Source organism: Brevibacterium sp. FAM 24630 (genome assembly GCF_049804075.1).
In the GTDB taxonomy this organism is placed as follows: Bacteria; Actinomycetota; Actinomycetes; order Actinomycetales; family Brevibacteriaceae; genus Brevibacterium.
On sequence record NZ_JBNBZD010000010.1, the window covers coordinates 88,087 to 106,146 of the forward strand.

The following is an 18,060-nucleotide window of genomic DNA, read 5'->3' on the forward strand; positions in this document are numbered from 1 at the left end:
GAGTCATCGTCGGCCGTTCGGGCCGGGTGCGCCGCCGTCAGCGGCCGGTGCGCCGGGGCTCGTCGGCCCACACGCTGCCCATCTCGGCATCGGCCTTCGCCACGATCTTCGCCATCGCCTCTTTGGCCCGGTCGGCATCCTGCCCGCCGATGGCATCGGCAACATCGAAATGCCACTGCAGCGCGTCGGGGTGCGGATACTTCGGCATCAGTCCCGCCCCGGTGCGACCGGCGAGGATCTCACCGATGACAGTGTCGAAGGCGGCGAAGAGTTCATTGCCCCCGGCCCCGAGCACGGCCCGGTGGAACGCGACATCGGCGTCGAGGAAGGCGTCGACGTCTCCGCGTCGGCCCGATGCCCGCATCCGGGCGGCGAGGCCCATGATCTCCTCGGCGGCTTCTGCGGGAGCGTGCTTGGCCGCCAGACCGGCCGCTTCGGGTTCGATGGCGACCCGCAGTTCGGTGAGGGAGCGCAGCTGCCCGGCCGGGGCCTCGGTCATCCGCCACCGGATGACGAGCGGGTCGAGCAGCATCCATTCGGACATCGCGAGCACGACGAGACCGACCCGTCGGATCGGCTGCAGCATCCCTAAGGATTCGAGGACGCGCACGACCTCGCGCACCACCGACAGCGACACGTCGTAGCGGGCACGCAGATCCTCGGCCTTGATGATCGTTCCGGCCTCCAGCCGACCGGCGACGATGTCCTGTCCGACCTGATCGCGCAGCTGCTCATGGAGGTTTCCCCGGTTGCCCGTGGCCCCCGCTCGCTCCGAAGCCGCTTCGGCGAAGCCCCTGCCCTTCTCCCCCGCCATCACGGAACGTCCACGATGTGCGCGCCGGGGGCGGGCCCCGTTGTGCGCAGGGCTTCGTTGACGCCGCGCGTGGCCTGCAGCAGCACGGCCAGATCGAGGGCGTGGTGGGCGTCGCGGGCGAGGAACCCGATCGTCGGCCCCGAACCGCTGAGCAGGGGCAGCAGTGCCCCGGCGGCGCGTCCGGCCTCCATCACTTCGGCGATTTCGGGCATGAACGACACGGCCGCCTCGGTGAGGTCGTTGACCGCGAATTCGGCGAGCGTGTCCGGTTCGCCGGCAGCCAGCGCCGTGAGCACCTCGTCGGGCACCTGGGCCGGGGCCGGGGTGTCGTTGAGTTCGTCGAAGCGGGCATAGACGTCGGGGGTCGGCAATTGCCGCGCCGAGGTGGCCATCACCCAGTGGAAGACCCCGCGGGTGAGGACGGGGCTCAGCTGTTCGCCGCGACCGTGGCCGATGGCCGTGCCCCCGCGCAGCAGGAAGGCGACATCGGCGCCGACCGAGACCGCGCAGTCGTGGAGGACCTCGTCCTCGACTCCGCCGAGGAGGTGGGCGGCGCCGACGAGGGCAGCGGCCGCATCCGCCGATCCCCCGCCCATCCCGCCGGCCACGGGCACCTGTTTGTCGATGACGATGTCGAGGTCGCGCAGCACGTCGACGTCACGATCGTCCTCGAGGGCTGCGATGAGGAGGTCGACGGCACGGCGGGCGACGTTCGAATCATCGACCGGCACCGCGGAATCCGCGTAGCGTCCCTGGACGAGGATCGATCGTGTTCCGCCCGGGATGAGGGTGAGCGTCTCGCCGAGGTTGAGCGCCTGGAACACGGTCGCGAGCTCGTGGTATCCCTCGTCGTTCGCGGCCCCCACGCCGAGGTGGATGTTGATCTTGCCCGGTGCCTGAACCTTCACTGGGGCCGGGGTCGTCGTCGGTGGGTGCAGCGGGGTGGTCATTGAGACGGATCCTCCGCGGTGGCCTCGGCGGGGTCCGGAGCTTCGGCGGGTTCCGGAACTTCGGCGGCGGCGAGTCGTTCAAAGTCGGTCACGGTCAGCGCCTCACCTCGGGCCTTCGGATCGATGCCGGCCGCGGTCAGCAGAGCCTCGGAGCGCTGCGGGCTGCCGGCCCACCCGGATAGGGCCGCGCGCAGGGTCTTGCGGCGTTGGGCGAAGGCCGCGTCGACGAGGCTGAAGAGGCGGCGCCGGTTGACCGGGTCACGGTCGGTGCGGGTGATGTCGATGCGCACGAGCCCGGAGTCGATGTTCGGGGCCGGCCAGAACACGTTCTTGCCGATCCGTCCGGCCAATCGCACGTCTCCGTACCACTGGGCCTTGACGCTGGGGACCCCGTAGGTGCGGGATCCGGGAGGGGCTGCGAGCCGTTCGGCGACTTCGAGCTGGACCATGACGAGCACGGTCTTCAGGCTCGGGAAGGTTTCGAGGAAGTGCAGCAGCACGGGCACGGCCACGTTGTAGGGCAGGTTCGCGACCAATGCCTCGGGCTGGTTCGCGGTCGCGGGCTGGTTCGCGGTCGCGGGCTGGTTCACGCTCGCCGTCGCGTCGGTGGCCGCGGCGGCAGCGGCTCCTCCGCTGTGCGGCAGCGTGGGCAGTTCGGTGACGCGGAGGGCATCGGCGTTGACGAGGGCGAAGGGCGCCTCGGTGCCGGCGAACCTCGCGACCGTCTCGGGCAGCTTCGCCGCGAGGACTTCGTCGATCTCGACGGCGGTGACGCTGTGCCCGGCCTCGAGCAGGCCGAGGGTGAGCGAACCGAGCCCGGGCCCGATCTCGACGACGTTCGAGGCGTCCTCGAGCCCGGCCGCGGCGACGATCGACCGCACGGTATTGGGGTCGATGACGAAGTTCTGCCCCTTCTGCTTCGTTGGGCGCAGACCGATGTCAGCGGCTAATTCGCGGATGTCGCGGGCGGTCAATAACGTCACAGCCAACAACTTACCGCACCACCCGGCCGGCACAATCACCCTGCGCACCGCGCGCCCGCCCGGCCCCGCCTCGGCGAGATGTCTGCACGTGGCCCGCGGACGATAGGGTGAAGGCTATGGATCCGCAGACTCTGACCGAACTGCTCGACGTCGCCGTCCTCGACCGGCTCGACCGCATCGACGACTTGCCCGGCGACGAACTCGCCCGGTCATCCGCCCTGCGGAAGGAGGGCTTCTCCGCCGAGGTGACCGCCGCGCTGCTCACCCAAGCACAGCTGCGCAGAGAGGCCGGTGCCAAACTCGGTCCCTTCGCCGATGACATGCTCTTCACCCGCGACGGACTCGCTCAGGCCACCCGTTTGCCGGTCGCCGCCCACCACGCGCGCCGCCTCATCGGCGAGACCGCGGACGGTGAGACCTTCCGCATCGCCGACCTCGGGTGCGGGATCGGCGCGGACTCCGTCGCCTTCGCCGGGATGGGAGCGCAGGTATCCGCCGTCGACGCCGATGAGGTCACCGCCGCCATCGCCGCGTTCAATCTCCGCCACCTCCCCGATGCCTCCGTCGACCACACCCGCGCCGAGGATGTCGACCTGTCCGATTTCGACGCCCTGTGGTTCGATCCTGCCCGCCGCACCATCGGCAAGTCCGACAGGCGCGGATCGACGGCTCGGATCACCGACCCCGAAGCCTTCTCCCCCTCCCTGTCCTGGGTCATCGACCAGGCGATCCGAGCGAAGGCGGCCGGGGTCAAGCTCGGCCCGGCTCTCGACCACGGTCTCGTCCCCGAGGAGGCCGAAGCCCAGTGGGTGTCCCACAACGGCGAGGTCGTCGAAGTCTGCCTCTATTTCGGTGCCGCCCGCCAGCAGCCGGGGCGCGGGGCCCTCGTCATGGGCGAGCGCACCCTGCTCGTCCACGAAGACGACCTGCCCGAATCAGATGAAGAGGGCATCGGGACGCTGGGGCGGTACCTGCTCGAACCCGATGGTGCGATCGTGCGCGCCGGACTCGTCGTCGCTCTCTGCGCGCCCCTGCAGGCCAGGCGGGTGCACCCGAAGATCGCGTACCTGACCACGGATGTCGAACCGAGCGGACCGGCCGCTGCCGGAGTCACCGCCTACACCGTCACCGATGTCCTGCCCGCGAAGATCCCGAGCCTGCGCAAGGAACTCGTCTCCCGCGGCATCGGCTCCGTCGTCATCAAGAAGCGCGGCGCCGACATCGTGCCCGACCAGGTCCGGCGCCAGCTCAAACTGCCCAAGGGGGACAAAGCCACGCTCGTATTCACCCGCCTCGGCGAGCGTCACGTCGTGCTGCTCACCCAACCCGTGTGACTGCACCGGTCGTGGTGTTGGCCTCACGGCATCGACCTCACCCCTCCGCCCCACAGAAGGAGAATCCATGACTCGCTCCGACGTTCTCATCAGTGCCGATGAGCTGCTCTCCCGGCTGCGGACCGCACCGGCGCCGAGGCTGCTCGACGTCCGCTGGACCCTGCCGAAACCCGATGGTCGCGATGACTTCGCCGCCGGCCACATCCCCGGCGCGCTCTACGTCGACCTCGACACCGAGCTCGCCGACCACGACAGCACCGACCCCACTGCCGGTCGGCACCCGCTGCCCACGGCCGAGGCGTTCCAGGCAACGGTCCGGTCATGGGGCATCGATGCCGACACCGAGGTCGTGGTCTATGACGACAACTCTTCGCTCGGTGCCGCACGAGCCTGGTGGCTGCTGCGGTGGGCGGGTGTGAGGGCGCGCGTCCTCGACGGCGGGCTGACCGCCTACCGGAATGCCGGCGGTGAGCTGGCTGCCGGCGACTCGGCTGAAGTGGAGCCGAGTTCCATCGTCCTGAGGCCGGGTTCCCTGCCGGTCATCGACGCCGGTGCTGCGGCGGCCTGGGACGGGGTCCTGCTCGATGCCCGTGCCGGTGAGCGCTTCCGCGGAGAGACGGAACCGCTGGATCCACGGGCCGGCCATATTCCCGGGGCGAAGAACGCCCCGGCCACCGAGAATGTCCCCGCGGGGACGTTCCTGCCCGAGACGGATCTCCGACAGCGTTTCTCAGCCCTCGGTGCCCTCGATCAGCCGGTCGGGGTCTACTGCGGGTCCGGAGTCACCGCCTGCCACAATGCTCTGGCGCTGGCCACTCTCGGTGTCGAGGCCAGCCTCTACCCCGCGAGCTGGTCCGGTTGGTCATCCGATCCCGACCAACCGGTCGAAACCGGCGACTGAAGCTCAGTCACCAACGCACTCGCGGTCACGCGCCGCTAGCATTCTTGGGTCGATCCACGGTGGTTTGCGCGCGAATAACGCCGCGGATCGCCCCGCAAATCACACTTCTCGAATGTCACGAAACGTTATTCAAGGCTGAGACTGCGCGCTGAATCACAGTCGCAATCGGGCGGAACCACAGCCTCTCACTTACCGTTTTCGTCAGAAATAAGCCTGTGACCTGCGATTATGCACTAGAATCTGCCTGAGAATACTTTTGTAACAAAAACGTGACATAAGATCACGAATTCGTTACAGTGGAGGACATCGTCACACTCAGACAGGCAACGAGAGGAAATCGTGGCATCCAAGCAGCACGGCCGCCGCGCCGCGAACGCCAAGGCCAAGACACCACTGACCGAGCTGAGCGAACTGCTCGCAGCGAACTCCGGCGCATTCGGCCGCCGTGCCGCAGTCGTCGCCGCCAGCGGCGGACTGCTCACCGCAGCAGTCCTCCCCGCCGCCGGGCAGGGGGCCGACGATGAGGCGCAGGTCGCAGCCGAGTCCGAGAAGCAGGCACCGGTCGAGTTCAAGAACCAGACACCGACCATCGACGCTGGCGGCGCGTCGAAGGAGGGCGATCAAGAGGCTGAAGTCACCGTCGACACGGACGTCGTCACCGCCGAGGCCGCGCCCAAGCCGAAGCCGAAGCCCGAGCCGAAGGAGGAGCCGGAGACGACCGTCGCCGAGCCGGCTCCCGCTGAAGAGCCGAAGGAGGAGCCGAGCGAGTCCTCGGATGATGATTCCGGCAACCCAAACGCGGGGTCGAAGGATGAGAGCCCGAAGAAGGATACCGGCGGCTCCGACGACTCGGGCCCGATCGATGGGTCCAAGGCCGAGCAGGTCCTCGGCTGGGCAGAGAAGGGCGTCGGTACCCCGTACGTCTTCGGCGGAACGTCGCAGAGCGGCTGGGACTGCTCCGGCTACACCTCCTGGGTCTACAGCCACGTCGGCGTCGACCTGCCCCGTCAGTCGGGAGCTCAGAAGGAATCAGGAACGGTCGTGTCCGAGTCAGAGGCGAAGCCCGGCGACCTCATCTGGCACCCGGGACACGTCGGAATCTACGCCGGCGACGGACAGATGTACGATGCCGGTTCGCCCGGATCCGGAACATCGAAGCGCAGCTACAGCTGGATGGGCGACGTCACGTTCATCCGCGTGCTCTGATCCCCACCCGGAACCGAACACACAGAGAACCCCTCGTCGGCACTGCGCCGGCGAGGGGTACTTCGGCTCACCCGCATTCGGGAGCCTTCTCGCTGCCGTCGTATTCGGCAGGCAGCTGACCCGATGCCTCGAGGTCGCCCTTGAGCCACTTCGCTACGGCCCGCAGAGCATAGGGGTTCGAGTCATAGGCGGTCACCGCGGTCTTCGCTGGGGTGCTGCGCATCGTCCACGGGGCGGCTGTTCCCACAGCCACCTCGGCGGAGGTGTTCGGGCTCAGGCTCACCGAGGTTCCACCGGAGCCGACCGTGAGCCCCTCGGCCTTCGCCGCTTCACTCAGCTCCGTCTGTTCCTTCTCGCTGCCGCCGACGATGGAGATCGCATCGGTGCCGGCGAAGGAGCATTCGCCCTTGAGCACGGTCACGGACTTCTCGGCCACCTCGGTGAGGGTCTTCGCCGCATCCTTCGCACCGGAATCGTCCGCATCACCCGAACCGGAACCGGACTTCTCCCCCGCCTTCATGCTCTGCTGCGCGGCCGCGGTGGCCAGCTGCTGGGCGACGACGCGTTCGGATTTCTCGACGAGATCCTTCTTCTTCAGCGTCCCGTCGCCCATCGCCGCGACGATCGCTTTCTGCGCAGCACCCGAGTCCGGTGGCATGAGCGCAACATCGGCACCGGCGGCGATCGCTTTGACGGACTCGCCGCCCTCGAGGTTCTGCGGCACGGCCTTCATGTTCAGCGCATCGGTGGTGATGACGCCGTCGAAGTCGAGGGTCTCACGGACCGCCGCATACGCCTTCGGGTTGAGTGTGCCCGGCGTCGTCTTCGCATCCGGCAGACCGATATGGCCCATCATCACCATCGGCACCCCGGCCTTGACCGCGGACTTGAACGGGAGGAGATCCGTGTCCTCGAGTTCCTCGATCGACTTCTCCGACACCGGCAGACTCTCATGCGAATCCACGCCGAGGCGGCCGTGCCCGGGGAAATGCTTCGCCGAGCTCGCCACCCCGCCGGACCGGTATCCCGTGACCGCGTCCCCGACGACCTCGGCGGCGTCCTTGTGGTCGGTGCCGGCCGAGCGGACGTTGATCGCCTTGTCCTTGGGTCCGACGGTGACATCGGAATCCGGAGCGAAGTCGATGGTGAACCCGAGGTCGGTGAGGTTCTCGCCCTGGACGCGGGTCGCCTCGGTGATGAGGTCGGAATCATCCGTGGCGGCCAGACCCATGAGCGGCGGGAACGGCAGCGCCGCGGTGCTGAGGCGGGACACGGGCCCGCCTTCCTGGTCGACGCCGATCGACACCGGCTGACCCTTCGTGCGCGCTTGCGAGATCTGCTTCGTCAGTGCCGTGACCTGGTCGGTCGTCGGGTTCTCCTGGAGGTTGTAGCCCATGACGATGACCCCGCCGAGGTGGTTCTGCTTGACCATGTCGACCGGGGTCTGCGTGTCCGTGCCGTCCCAGGTGCCGATGGTGAGGGAACCGGCGAGTTCGTCGTCGGAGAAGTCGCCGACGATCTTCTCGGCTTCGTCCTCGAAGTCGGCCGGGTCAGCATCGGCCGGGTCGTCGAGGGAGGGCTCGGCGACCGCTTGTGACTGCGATTGCGAGTCGGATCCGGCGGAGGGCTTCTGTCCGCCGGCAGAGGAGTCGGGGGCCTTCGCCCCGCCGGAACAGCCGACGAGCGCGAGAGTCGTGGTCAGGGCCAGGATGCCGAGGCGAGAGCGCAACATCCCTCCATGCTAAACGGTTGCCCGGCCCGGTGCCCTCACGCGCCCGCTGGTCTCACAGTGCTTCGTGGGCTGCCAGGCGACGTGCGGTCTCCTTCGCTCCCCGCTCGTGCAGCGATGTCAGTGCGGCGAGGTACGGTGCGGTGAAGCGGGGTTCTTCGGCGAGCTCGCCGAAGAACTGGTCCTGCCGGACGAAGGCCAGCGCGTCGGTTCCCTGTGTCGCGGCGACGGCCTGCAGCCGTTCGGCGTAGCGGTCGACGATGGTGAACCGACCACCGGTCTCATCATGGCCTTCGGCATATCGGGCCCAGGAGGCGCAGATCGCCGCGGACACGTCGACCGGGTGTCCGGAGGCCAGGTTGTCCTTGACCACAGGCAGCAGCCATTTGGGGATGCGGTCGGAGGATTCGGCGCCGAGGCGGGCGAGGGTGTCGCGAATCTCAGGGTTGCTGAACCGTTCGATGAGCGAGTCCTTGTACGCTTCGAGGTCGATTCCCGGCAGCGGGGCGAGGCTCGGCGTGCCTTCCTCATCCATGTATCGGCGCAGGTAGGCAGGGATGTCGGGGTTCGCCATCGCCTCATGAGCGAAGGTGTAGCCGCCGAGCAGACCGAAGTACGCCAGTCCCTGGTGTCCGGAGTTGAGCAGGCGCAGCTTCATGTGTTCATAGGGCTGCACATCGTCGACGACCTGCACGTGTGCGTCTTCGTAGGGCGGACGGCCGGAGGTGAAGGAGTCCTCTAGCACCCACTGGAAGAAGGGTTCGGCCACGACCGGCCATGTATCGGTCACGCCCGTATCGGCGAGCAGGTCCTCCCGGTCGTCGTCGGTCGTGGCCGGGGTGATGCGGTCGACCATCGAGTTCGGGAAGGCAACGTTCTCACCGATCCAGTCGGCGAGTTCGTCGTCGACGAGTCGGGCGAAGGCGGTGAACATCTTCGCCGCGACCTCACCGTTCTCAGAGATGTTGTCACATGACTGCACCGTGAACGGTGCCACGCCTGCCGCCCGACGCGCCCGCAGGGCGGCCACGACGTAACCGAAGACGGTGGCCGGCAGCCGACCGGCCCGCAGCGCCTCGACATCGGCGACGATCGTCGGTTCTTGCGCGATGAACTCCCCGGTGACGGGGTTGACGTTGTAGCCGCCCTCGGTGACGGTGAGCGAAACGATGCGGATGTCCTCATCCGTGAGCAGCTCGAGCAGCCCGTGCGGATCATCGGGTCCGAACCGGTAGTCGATGATCGACCCGATCACCCGCCGCTCCTTCGCTCCGTCCGGATGCTTGAGGGTGAGCGAGTAGAGGTGGTCCTGCCCGGCCAGAGCATCGCGCATGCCCGCATCGTGAGGCAGCACTCCGGCACCGACGATCCCCCACTCGAAGGCACGACCGGTCTGGAGCAGATCGTCGATGACCATGGCCATGTGTGCGCGGTGGAATCCGCCGACGCCGAAATGGACGATGCCCGGGCGCACCGCCGCCCTGTCGTAGGCGGGGACGGTGATGCCGGCTGCGGCGATGGCCGGGAGGTTGCCGGCGTTGAGGGTGAGTGCGGTTCGCGGTGCGGTCATTTGACGGCTCCCATCGACAGGCCCTGGACGAGTTTGTCCTGCGCGGCGATGCCGGCAACGAGCACGGGTACGGAGATGATGAGCGAGGCCGCGCACACCTGGGACAGGAACAGACCCTGCGAGGTGACGAAGCTGGTGAGGAACACCGGCGCGGTCGAGGCTGCGGTGGAGGTGAGCACAGTGGCGAAGAGGAGCTCGTTCCAGGAGAAGATGAAGCAGATGAGCGCGGTGGCGGCAAGGCCCGGTGCGGTCAGCGGCAGCAGGATCTGGACGAACACCCGCGGCAGCCTCGCCCCGTCGAGTTCGGCGGCTTCGAGGACCTCGACGGGCACTTCGGCGAGGAAGGACCGCATCATCCACACCGCAATCGGCATGTTCATCGCCGAGTAGATGATGATGAGCAAAAGCCAGGTGTCGAGGATGCCGGTTGATTTCGCGACGAGGTAGACCGGCAGGAGGCCGGCGACCATCGGCAGCATCTTCGTCGAGAGGAGGAAGAAGAGCACATCGGACCAGCGTTCGATGCGGCGGATGGCCAGGGAGTATGCGGCCATCGTCGACAGGACGAGGACGATGAGGGTCGACACGATCGCGGCCACGGCGGAGTTGATGAGGAACGGCCACGGGTTCGCCCCGTTGCCGCCGCCGAAGAAGTTCACATACGAGTCGAGTGTGAGCGGGGCGAAGAAGCTCGGCGGGTTCGTCGACGCGTCGGTCTCGGCGTGGAGGCTGGTCAGCAGCATCCACAGCAGCGGCGAGACGAAGAGGAGTCCGACGAGCCACGCGAGGAGGCCGAGCAGGATCTTGCCGACCCGACCTTGGCCGGGCCGCCTCGGTGTGTTCGCCTTCCGCCGAGGCGGCTCGACCGATCCGGGTCCGCCGGGTTCGGTCGGGGTGGGGGTCACCCCGGGTTCGGGCTGCGTTCCCACGGTCGTCGAGAGATCTGGGGTGCTCATGAGTTCTCCTCCTTGAGCAGGGTGGATGCGGTGCGCAGGGCGAAGGTCGCGATGATGAGGGAGGCGGCGACGACGATGACGCCGACCGCGGAGGAGACTCCGTAGTCCTGGGCGACGAAGAATTCCTGGTAGATGACGTACGGCAGGGTCGCGGTGCCCAGCCCGCCGGAGGTCATGGTGAAGACCATGTCGAAGTTCTGCACGATGTAGATCGTGCCCAGCAGGGCGGCGAGTTCGATGTAGCGCCGCAGGTGGGGAAGGGTGATGAAGCGGAAGGTCTGCCAGGGTCCGGCCCCGTCGACCAGCGCCGCCTCGTAGACGTCCATGGGTCGTGATTGGAGACCGGCGAGCATGATGAGCATCATGAACGGCGTCCACTGCCACACGAGCACGAGCCCGATGCCCAGCAGCGGCGAGGACGTCATGAGGTCCGGCTGCGGGGCGTTGTCACCGAAGACGGTGGTCAGCAGCCCGCCCAGCAGACCGTAGGAGGGGTTGAAGATCGCGTGTTTGAACAGCAGCGCCGCGGCCACGGGCACGACGAGGAACGGGGTGATCATCAGGGTGCGGACGAGTCCGCGGCCGATGAACTTCCGGTCAAGCAGCAAGGCGATGCCCAGTCCTAACAGCGCCGAGGCGAGCACCACCCCGACGGTGAGACCGACGGTGACGAGCACCGCCCGCAGGAGGTTCGCATCTGTGAACACGGTGATGTAGTTCTGCACGGTGCCGAAGCTGATGTCGTCCGGATAGGCCGCGTTCCAGTTCATGAACGAGATGATGATCGTGATCGCGAACGGGATCTGGGTGACGATGATGACGAAGATGAGCGCCGGCAGCATGGGCGCGCGTTTGAGCCATCGGTCCTTGGCACGGGGTCTGGGCGGCGTGATCGGCTGCGATGCACGCTCGGCGGCGGGTGCTGACACTTCGAACATCCTTCATCAGATCGGTGGTGGCCCCAGGCGGTGAGGCCGGGGCCGCGGGCGGAGGGTCCGCAACCACGGGACGGCCCGGGACGCTTCGGGGCGGGTTCTCACCGTCCGCCCCGAGGCTGCGCGGTCATTTCTTGTACTTGTCTCCGACCTTCTCGGCTTCCTTCTGGCCCTTGGTCAAGGCCTTGTCGACGGTCGTGCGTCCGGCGATGGCGGAGCTGACGTCTTCGGAGATGCCTGTGGCGAGATCCGCGAATTCCGGGATCGTCACGAACTGCACGCCGAGGGTCGGGCGCGGCTGGACACCCGGGCTCTCGGGATCGGCCGAGTTGATGGCATCCTCGGTCTGCTTGTAGAAAGGCTCGGCGGCCTTCTGGTAGTCCGCGTTCTCATAGGTCGAGGTCCGTTTTCCGGCCGGGACGTGCTGCCAGCCGAGTTCGGAGGCGACGGTCTCCTCGTAGTCCTTCGACGAGGCCCAGGCGACGAACTGCTTCGCGGCGTCCTGGTTCTTGCCCGCGGCCTGGATGCCCCAGGCCCAGGTGTAGAGCCACGAACTTGAGTCCGTCTCCTTCACCGGGGCGGCGACATAGCCGATCTTGCCCTTGACCGGGGAGTCATCCGCCTCGAGGGTGCCGGTGGCGGCCGTCGAGTCGTACCACATGGCGACCTTGCCCTGCTGCAGGTTCGTCAGGCATTCGGTGTACCCAGCCTGCGGGGCACCGGATTCTCCGTGGTCCTTGATGAGGTCGACGTAGAAGTTCGTGGCCGCCTTGAACTCCTTCGAGTCGACCTGTGCATTCCAGTCCTCGTCGTACCAGGTGCCGCCGAAGGTGTTGACCACTGTCGTCAGCGGAGCGAACATCTCGCCCCAGCCGGGCAGACCGCGCAGGCAGATGCCCTTCGTGCCCTTCTCGGCACCGTCGACCTTCGCGGCGAGATCGGCGACCTCATCCCAAGTCGGGTTCTCCGGCATCTCGACTCCGGCCTTGTCGAAGATGTCCGTGCGGTACATGAGGAACGAGCCCTCACCGTAGAAGGGTTCCGCGTAGACCGTGTCATCGACGGTCAGCGACTCGGCCATGGGGGTGAGGATGTCGTCCTGGTCGAAGCCCTCGGCATCGGCGACGCCTTCGTCCATGGGGGTCAGCCACTTGTTGTTCGCATACGTCGGGACTTCGTAGTTCGAAATCGACGCGACATCGTAGTTGCCGGCTTGGGCGGCGAACTCCTGTCCGATCTTCGCCCGCACCTCGTTCTCCGGCAGCACGGTGTAGTTGACCTTGATGCCGGTGTCCTTGGTGAAGTGGTCAGCCGTGAGCTTCTGCAGGTCCTGCATCTGCGGGTTGTTGACCATGAGGACGTTGACCTCATCGCCTCCCCCGCCGCTGGAGCTGCCTCCGGCCCCACCGCACCCTGTCAGTGCGAGCGCTCCGACCATGCCGATGGCCGCCCAGGTGGCGCCTCGGCCGGTGATCCTGTGTTTCATCGTTGTGCCTTCCCTCATCATCGCGGGATTGCCGCCCGCCATCGGGTTCGCTTCGAGAAATTCATATGAGCATCGGCGCTCATATGTGCAATACTGTGTCACGGAACACACAGATGTGCAAAACTTCACATATGAGCGAACACAATGCCGTCGACGCCGAAGGGAGGACGATGAGCACCGCGCCCACCGCCCGCCACCGCCGGTTCCTCGCGCAGCTGGCCCGCGATCACTACCTCGAAGGACGATCGAAGGTCGAGATCGGCAAGGCCAACGGACTGAGTCGATTCCAGGTCGCCCGCCTCCTCCAAGAGGCCGTCGACACCGGGGTCGTCACGATCACGATCGAGGCCGATGCGGGTGAGGACACGGATCTGTCAGAGCGCACTGCCGCCGCCCTCGGCCTGCACTCGGTCGTCATCGTCGACATCCCGGACCAGGCCGAGGCCTCCCAGCAGATGGGCCGAGCGGCCCTCGCGCTCGTCGGCCGCAAGGCCCGGGCGGGGATGCGCATCGGCCTGTCCTGGTCACGCACCCTCGACTCCGCGGCCGCCTTCACTCCGGCGCTGCCGAGGTGCACGATCGTGCAGCTCGCCGGTGCCCTGCGGCTCGAATCCCACCGTCCCAGCTCCGAAATCTTCACCCGACTGGGTCAGGATCCGGCCGTGAGCATGGTCCGTCTGCCGGCCCCGCTGCTCGTCACCGAGGCCGAAACCGCCGCCGACCTGCGAGCCCTGCCCGAGATCTCGGGCACGCTCGCCGCCGCCGACGACCTCGACCTCGCCGTGGTCTCCGTGGCTTCGTGGGCCGAGGGGCTGTCCTCGGTGTGGGAGAAGTGCACCCCCGTCCAGCGACGGTCAGGCATCGATGACGGCGCCGTCGCCGAGGTGTCCGGACGTCTGTTCGATGCCGCCGGTGAAGACGTGACCACGATCGATGACCGCGTCATCGCCGTCACCCTCGACCAGCTGCGCCAGGCCACGACGACCGTCGGGGTCGCCCGCGGCGCTGAGCGAGCCCGCGCAGTGCGAGCCGCGTGTGCGGCGGGCATCGTCGACGTCGCCGTCATCGACCGTGACCTCGCCGATGCCGTGCTCGCCGAGGCGGCTCGTGACGAGCCTGATCGTGACGACGTTGCTCTCGCCGAGGCGGCTCACATCGAGGCTGCACCCCACGAGGAGGAGTCATGACCGCTGCCCGCCGCTTCGTCGCCGGCATCGATTCCTCGACGCAGAGCTGCAAGGTCGTCATCGCCGACCCTGACTCCGGCGACATCCTGCGCACCGGTGCGGCCCCGCACCGAGGTGGACCCGCAGTATTGGTGGACCGCCCTGCAGGAGGCGATCGAGTCTGCCGGCGGACTCGATGACGTCGCAGCCTTGAGCATCAGCGGCCAGCAGCACGGGCTCGTCGCCCTCGATGCCGAGGGCCGCGTGATCCGCGACGCCCTGCTGTGGAATGACCTGCGCAGCGACGCCGCCGCCCGGGACCTCATCGCCGAAGTCGGCGCTGAGGACTTCATCGCCCGCACCGGTGTCCTGCCCGTGGCCTCCTTCACCGGCGCGAAGCTGCGCTGGCTGCGCGACGACGAACCCGCCAACGCCGCCGAGGTTGCCGCCGTCGCCCTCCCCCACGACTGGCTGACCTGGCGGATCCTCGGTTACGGAGCCGCCGATTCCTCGATCCACGGCCCCAAGCTCGAGGCCCTCATCACCGACGCCTCGGATGCCAGCGGCACGGCCTACTTCGACCCCTCATCGGGCGAGTACGATCTCGACCTCTTCCGCATCGCGTTCGGCCGCGATGCCCGCGCCGCTTTCGGTGCCGACCCCCGCGAGGCGGTCGGCGCTATCACGCTCGACAACACCACGCCGGACCTCGACCAGGCGGCGACCGACGGTACGGAACCGGAAGCTGCCTCGGCGATCATCCTTCCTCGTGTCCTCGCTCCCAACGAGGCGGCCGGGCGCACGGACGAGGGGGTCCTCGTCGGACCCGGGGCCGGGGACAATGCGGCGGCGGCGCTGGGACTCGGGGTCACCTCGGGCGATGTCGTCGTCTCGATCGGCACCTCGGGCACCGTCTTCGGCACCACGGACCTGCCCATCGCCGATCGCAGCGGCACGGTCGCCGGTTTCGCCTCCGCGGACGGCGGTCGCCTGCCGCTGGTCGCGACCCTCAACGCCGCAAGGGTCCTCGTCTCGGCAAGCACTCTGCTGCGCATCAGCCATGACGAGGTCGCTGCTCTGGCACTGGCTTCGAGGCCGGGGGCGAACGGGATCACGCTCGTGCCCTATTTCGAGGGCGAGCGCACCCCGAACCTGCCCGATGCCACCGCCCGGCTCGAGGGGATGACCCTGGCCAACGCCTCGGCGGAGAACGTCGCCAGGGCCTTCGTCGAGGGCATGCTCTGCGGACTCGCGGACGGACTCGACGCGGTCCTCGCACAGGGCCTGACGGCCCGCCGTCTGCTCATCATCGGCGGGGCGGCCAGGAATCCGGCGGTCCGCGAGGTCGCCCGGGACATCTTCACCGTACCCATCGACGTCCCCGAACAAGCCGAGTATGTGGCCATCGGCGCCGCCCGGCAGGCGGCATGGACGCTGACCGGGTCGCTGCCCGAATGGGCGGTCGAACTCGTCGCCACCCTGCACCCGAGACCGTCTGGGGTGCGGCAGCAGTACCGGTCCTATACGCACGACAACTCACTGCACGATCACCGTCGATCATCGGATGCGGACGCATCCGCGAAAGGTTGAGAACACCATGGCCACTGTCACCTTCGACAAAGCACTGCGTCGGTACCCCGAGGCGCTGGCACCCTCCGTCGACGAGATCAGTCTCGACATCGACGACGGGGAGTTCCTCGTCCTCGTCGGCCCCTCGGGCTGCGGGAAGTCGACGACCCTGCGCATGCTCGCCGGGCTCGAACCCGTCGATTCCGGGCACATCCGCATCGGAGACGACGACGTCACCTCACTCTCTCCACGCGAACGCGATATCGCGATGGTCTTCCAGAACTATGCGCTCTATCCGCATATGAGCGTGCGCGAGAACATGGCCTTCGCCCTCAAGATCGCGGGCGTGGCGAAGAAGGAGCGGGACGAACGCGTCGAGGAGGCCGCCCGGCTGCTCGACCTCGAGCCCTTCCTCGACCGCAGGCCCAAGGCGCTCTCCGGCGGACAGCGGCAGCGCGTGGCGATGGGCCGCGCCATCGTCCGGTCCCCGCAGGTCTTCCTCATGGACGAGCCGCTGTCGAACCTCGACGCGAAGCTGCGGGTGCAGACGCGTGCGCAGATCGCGTCACTGACCCGCCGCCTCGGCGTGACCACCGTCTATGTCACCCACGACCAGGTCGAGGCGATGACGATGGGCGACCGTGTCGCCGTCCTCGCCGACGGGCGTCTGCAGCAGGTGGACACACCGGCGAACCTCTACGACCGGCCGGCGAACCTCTTCGTCGCAGGCTTCATGGGATCTCCGGCGATGAACCTCGTCGAGGTCGGTCTCGAGGGGTCGACGCTGCGCCTCGGCGATGTGCAGATCGAACTCACCGCGGACCAGCGCGGGCAGGTCACGGGTGAGACGGTCACCGTTGGGGTACGTCCCGAGGACCTGCGCACCGAGGGCGAGCACGGGCTCACAGTCACGGTCGATCTCGTCGAGGAACTCGGTGCCGATGCCTATGTGCATGGGCGGGCGGGTCTGCCCGGCGAGGAGAGGACGGTCGTGGCTCGGGTCGCCGGACGGTCGACGATCCGCCGCGGTGACAGTGTGCGGGTCGTGCCGGATGCCGCGCGTCTGCATCTCTTCGACACCGATTCGGGACGGCGGATCGAGGACGGTGTGCGACAGCCCGCGTGAGGACTGCGCGGGATCGATGGCTGCCGGGCCCCGCTGCCGCATCGATGTCGTCCGAGGCCTGCGGGTGAGGACACGGGCCGAAACACAGTGCCGAATCAGGCGAAACGGGTACGCGCCATTATGATCGACCCATGGTCGATTTTGCACGCTCTCCCCGCTCCACCCTCGGTGTCGAGTGGGAACTGGCTCTGCTGGATTCTCGCAGCCTGGACCTGACCCCGGCTGCCGAGACCCTGTTGGCGGATGTGGCCGAGCACGCGCCCGAGTTCGAGAAGCACATCGTCGGTGAGATGCTGACGAACACCATCGAACTCGTCACCGGCGTGCATACCCAGGTGTCGACCGTCGCCGAGGATCTGGCCGCCTCGATCGGGGCGCTGCGGAAGCTGACCGAGGCGCGCGGGGTCGAGCTGATGTCGGCAGGCACTCACCCGTTCGCGCAGTGGCAGTCGCAGGAGGTCCGGGCCAAGGACCGGTACCTCGAGCTCGTCGATCGCACCCAATGGTGGGGCCGGAACATGCTCATCTTCGGAGTCCACGTCCACGTCGGCATCGATTCGCGAGACAAGGTGCTGCCGATCGTCAACGCTCTGCTCGCCTACGTCCCGCATCTGCAGGCACTGTCCGCCTCCTCCCCGTTCTGGGGCGGCACGGACACCGGGTACGCTTCGAACCGAGCGATGATGTTCCAACAGCTGCCGACGGCGGGGCTGCCTTTCCAGTTCGATGAGTGGGCCGACTACGAGAAGTACGTCGACGACATGCTCACGACCGGAATCATCGACAACATCAATGAGATCCGCTGGGACATCCGCCCCGCCCCACACTGGGGCACCGTCGAGGTCCGAGTCTGCGACGGACTGCCGACGCTCGAGGAGATCCTCGCGATCACCGCGTTCATCCAGTGCCTCGTCGATGACATGTCGGCCCGCCTCGATTCCGGTGAGACCCTGCCGACGATGCCCGACTGGTTCCACAATGAGAACAAGTGGCGGGCCGCACGCTACGGCATGGACGCGATCATCATCGAGAATGCTGCAGCCGACGAACGCCTCGTCACCGAGTGCCTGGCCGATGAGGTCGAACGCCTCTCTCCCGTTGCCGAACGCCTCGGCTGTGCCGAAGAGCTGCACTCAATCACATCGATCATCGAGCGCGGGGTGCCCTATCGCCGCCTGCAGAAGGTCTTCGGCGCCACGGGGTCGCTGACCGAGGTGACCCGTTCGCTCATCGGCGACCTGCGCAACTCCTACAGTTGAAGGGCTGCGCGGCGCCAGACTGCCTCCTCCCTCGATTTCCTGGTCGATCCCCGGCGTTCTGAGGGCTTGGGTCGCG

At 67.6% G+C, this 18,060-nt stretch carries 14 protein-coding genes and 1 pseudogene; 7 read left to right on the forward strand and 8 right to left on the reverse strand.

Annotation, left to right across the window (positions count from 1 at the left end; translation table 11 throughout):
* Window positions 1-37 precede the first annotated feature (37 nt).
* From ACPUD7_RS09655 to ACPUD7_RS09665, 3 genes are read right to left on the reverse strand one after another with little or no spacing between them, the layout of a single operon-like run.
* Window positions 38-814 (reverse strand): FadR/GntR family transcriptional regulator, encoded by a 777-nt coding sequence (locus ACPUD7_RS09655; protein WP_425119766.1) that lies wholly within the window; start codon window positions 812-814, stop codon window positions 38-40.
* Window positions 814-1,764 (reverse strand): 4-(cytidine 5'-diphospho)-2-C-methyl-D-erythritol kinase, encoded by a 951-nt coding sequence (locus tag ACPUD7_RS09660; protein WP_135540185.1) that lies wholly within the window; start codon window positions 1,762-1,764, stop codon window positions 814-816. The genes ACPUD7_RS09655 and ACPUD7_RS09660 overlap by 1 nt, the downstream gene beginning before the upstream one ends.
* Entirely contained in the window at window positions 1,761-2,747 is a 987-nt protein-coding gene (locus ACPUD7_RS09665) for a ribosomal RNA small subunit methyltransferase A (protein WP_425119767.1), read from the reverse strand. Before ACPUD7_RS09665 ends, ACPUD7_RS09660 begins: the two co-directional genes overlap by 4 nt.
* A 116-nt stretch (window positions 2,748-2,863) precedes the next feature.
* Here ACPUD7_RS09665 and ACPUD7_RS09670 point away from each other — a divergent pair, with 116 nt between their 5' ends.
* The 3 genes from ACPUD7_RS09670 (at window position 2,864) to ACPUD7_RS09680 (ending at window position 6,188) form a co-directional block, all read left to right on the forward strand.
* Window positions 2,864-4,081 (forward strand): class I SAM-dependent methyltransferase, encoded by a 1,218-nt coding sequence (locus tag ACPUD7_RS09670; RefSeq protein WP_425119768.1) that lies wholly within the window; start codon window positions 2,864-2,866, stop codon window positions 4,079-4,081.
* A 67-nt stretch (window positions 4,082-4,148) separates the two neighbouring features.
* Window positions 4,149-4,982 carry a sulfurtransferase gene (locus ACPUD7_RS09675; RefSeq protein WP_425119769.1) on the forward strand — a complete coding sequence of 278 codons (834 nt, stop codon included), beginning with the start codon at window positions 4,149-4,151 and terminating at the stop codon, window positions 4,980-4,982.
* Between the two features lie 339 nt (window positions 4,983-5,321).
* Window positions 5,322-6,188 (forward strand): C40 family peptidase, encoded by an 867-nt coding sequence (locus ACPUD7_RS09680; RefSeq protein ID WP_425119770.1) that lies wholly within the window; start codon window positions 5,322-5,324, stop codon window positions 6,186-6,188.
* A gap of 67 nt (window positions 6,189-6,255) precedes the next feature.
* On the opposite strand, the gene ACPUD7_RS09685 is transcribed toward ACPUD7_RS09680, so the two are convergent.
* The 5 genes from ACPUD7_RS09685 to ACPUD7_RS09705 form a co-directional block, all read right to left on the reverse strand.
* The gene (locus ACPUD7_RS09685) at window positions 6,256-7,920 is read right to left on the reverse strand and encodes a glycoside hydrolase family 3 N-terminal domain-containing protein (protein WP_425119771.1); all 1,665 of its coding nucleotides are present in this window, start codon (window positions 7,918-7,920) and stop codon (window positions 6,256-6,258) included.
* 52 nt (window positions 7,921-7,972) lie between these two features.
* Entirely contained in the window at window positions 7,973-9,487 is a 1,515-nt protein-coding gene (locus tag ACPUD7_RS09690) for a mannitol dehydrogenase family protein (RefSeq protein ID WP_425119772.1), read from the reverse strand.
* On the reverse strand, window positions 9,484-10,443 hold the full coding sequence (locus ACPUD7_RS09695) for a carbohydrate ABC transporter permease (RefSeq protein ID WP_425119773.1): 960 nt from the start codon (window positions 10,441-10,443) through the stop codon (window positions 9,484-9,486). Before ACPUD7_RS09695 ends, ACPUD7_RS09690 begins: the two co-directional genes overlap by 4 nt.
* Complete coding sequence (locus ACPUD7_RS09700; protein WP_240689852.1) at window positions 10,440-11,381, reverse strand: carbohydrate ABC transporter permease; 942 nt, start codon at window positions 11,379-11,381, stop codon at window positions 10,440-10,442. Before ACPUD7_RS09700 ends, ACPUD7_RS09695 begins: the two co-directional genes overlap by 4 nt.
* 124 nt (window positions 11,382-11,505) lie before the next feature.
* The gene (locus ACPUD7_RS09705; protein ID WP_425119774.1) at window positions 11,506-12,864 is read right to left on the reverse strand and encodes an ABC transporter substrate-binding protein; all 1,359 of its coding nucleotides are present in this window, start codon (window positions 12,862-12,864) and stop codon (window positions 11,506-11,508) included.
* A 131-nt stretch (window positions 12,865-12,995) separates the two neighbouring features.
* Between ACPUD7_RS09705 and ACPUD7_RS09710 the strand changes: the two genes are divergently transcribed.
* From ACPUD7_RS09710 to ACPUD7_RS09725, 4 genes and pseudogenes are all read left to right on the forward strand, one after another.
* Window positions 12,996-14,051: a sugar-binding domain-containing protein gene (locus ACPUD7_RS09710; RefSeq protein ID WP_168216743.1), complete on the forward strand. Its 1,056-nt coding sequence runs from the start codon at window positions 12,996-12,998 to the stop codon at window positions 14,049-14,051.
* Window positions 14,048-15,620 (forward strand): annotated as a pseudogene (locus ACPUD7_RS09715) (xylulokinase). The gene ACPUD7_RS09710 and the pseudogene ACPUD7_RS09715 overlap by 4 nt, the downstream one beginning before the upstream one ends.
* A 7-nt stretch (window positions 15,621-15,627) precedes the next feature.
* A complete protein-coding gene (locus ACPUD7_RS09720; protein WP_135810101.1) occupies window positions 15,628-16,725 on the forward strand; it encodes an ABC transporter ATP-binding protein in 1,098 nt (365 codons plus the stop codon).
* 131 nt (window positions 16,726-16,856) lie between these two features.
* Window positions 16,857-17,984, forward strand: a complete 1,128-nt coding sequence (locus tag ACPUD7_RS09725; RefSeq protein ID WP_135810102.1) for a glutamate--cysteine ligase — start codon at window positions 16,857-16,859, stop codon at window positions 17,982-17,984.
* Window positions 17,985-18,060: the final 76 nt, after the last annotated feature.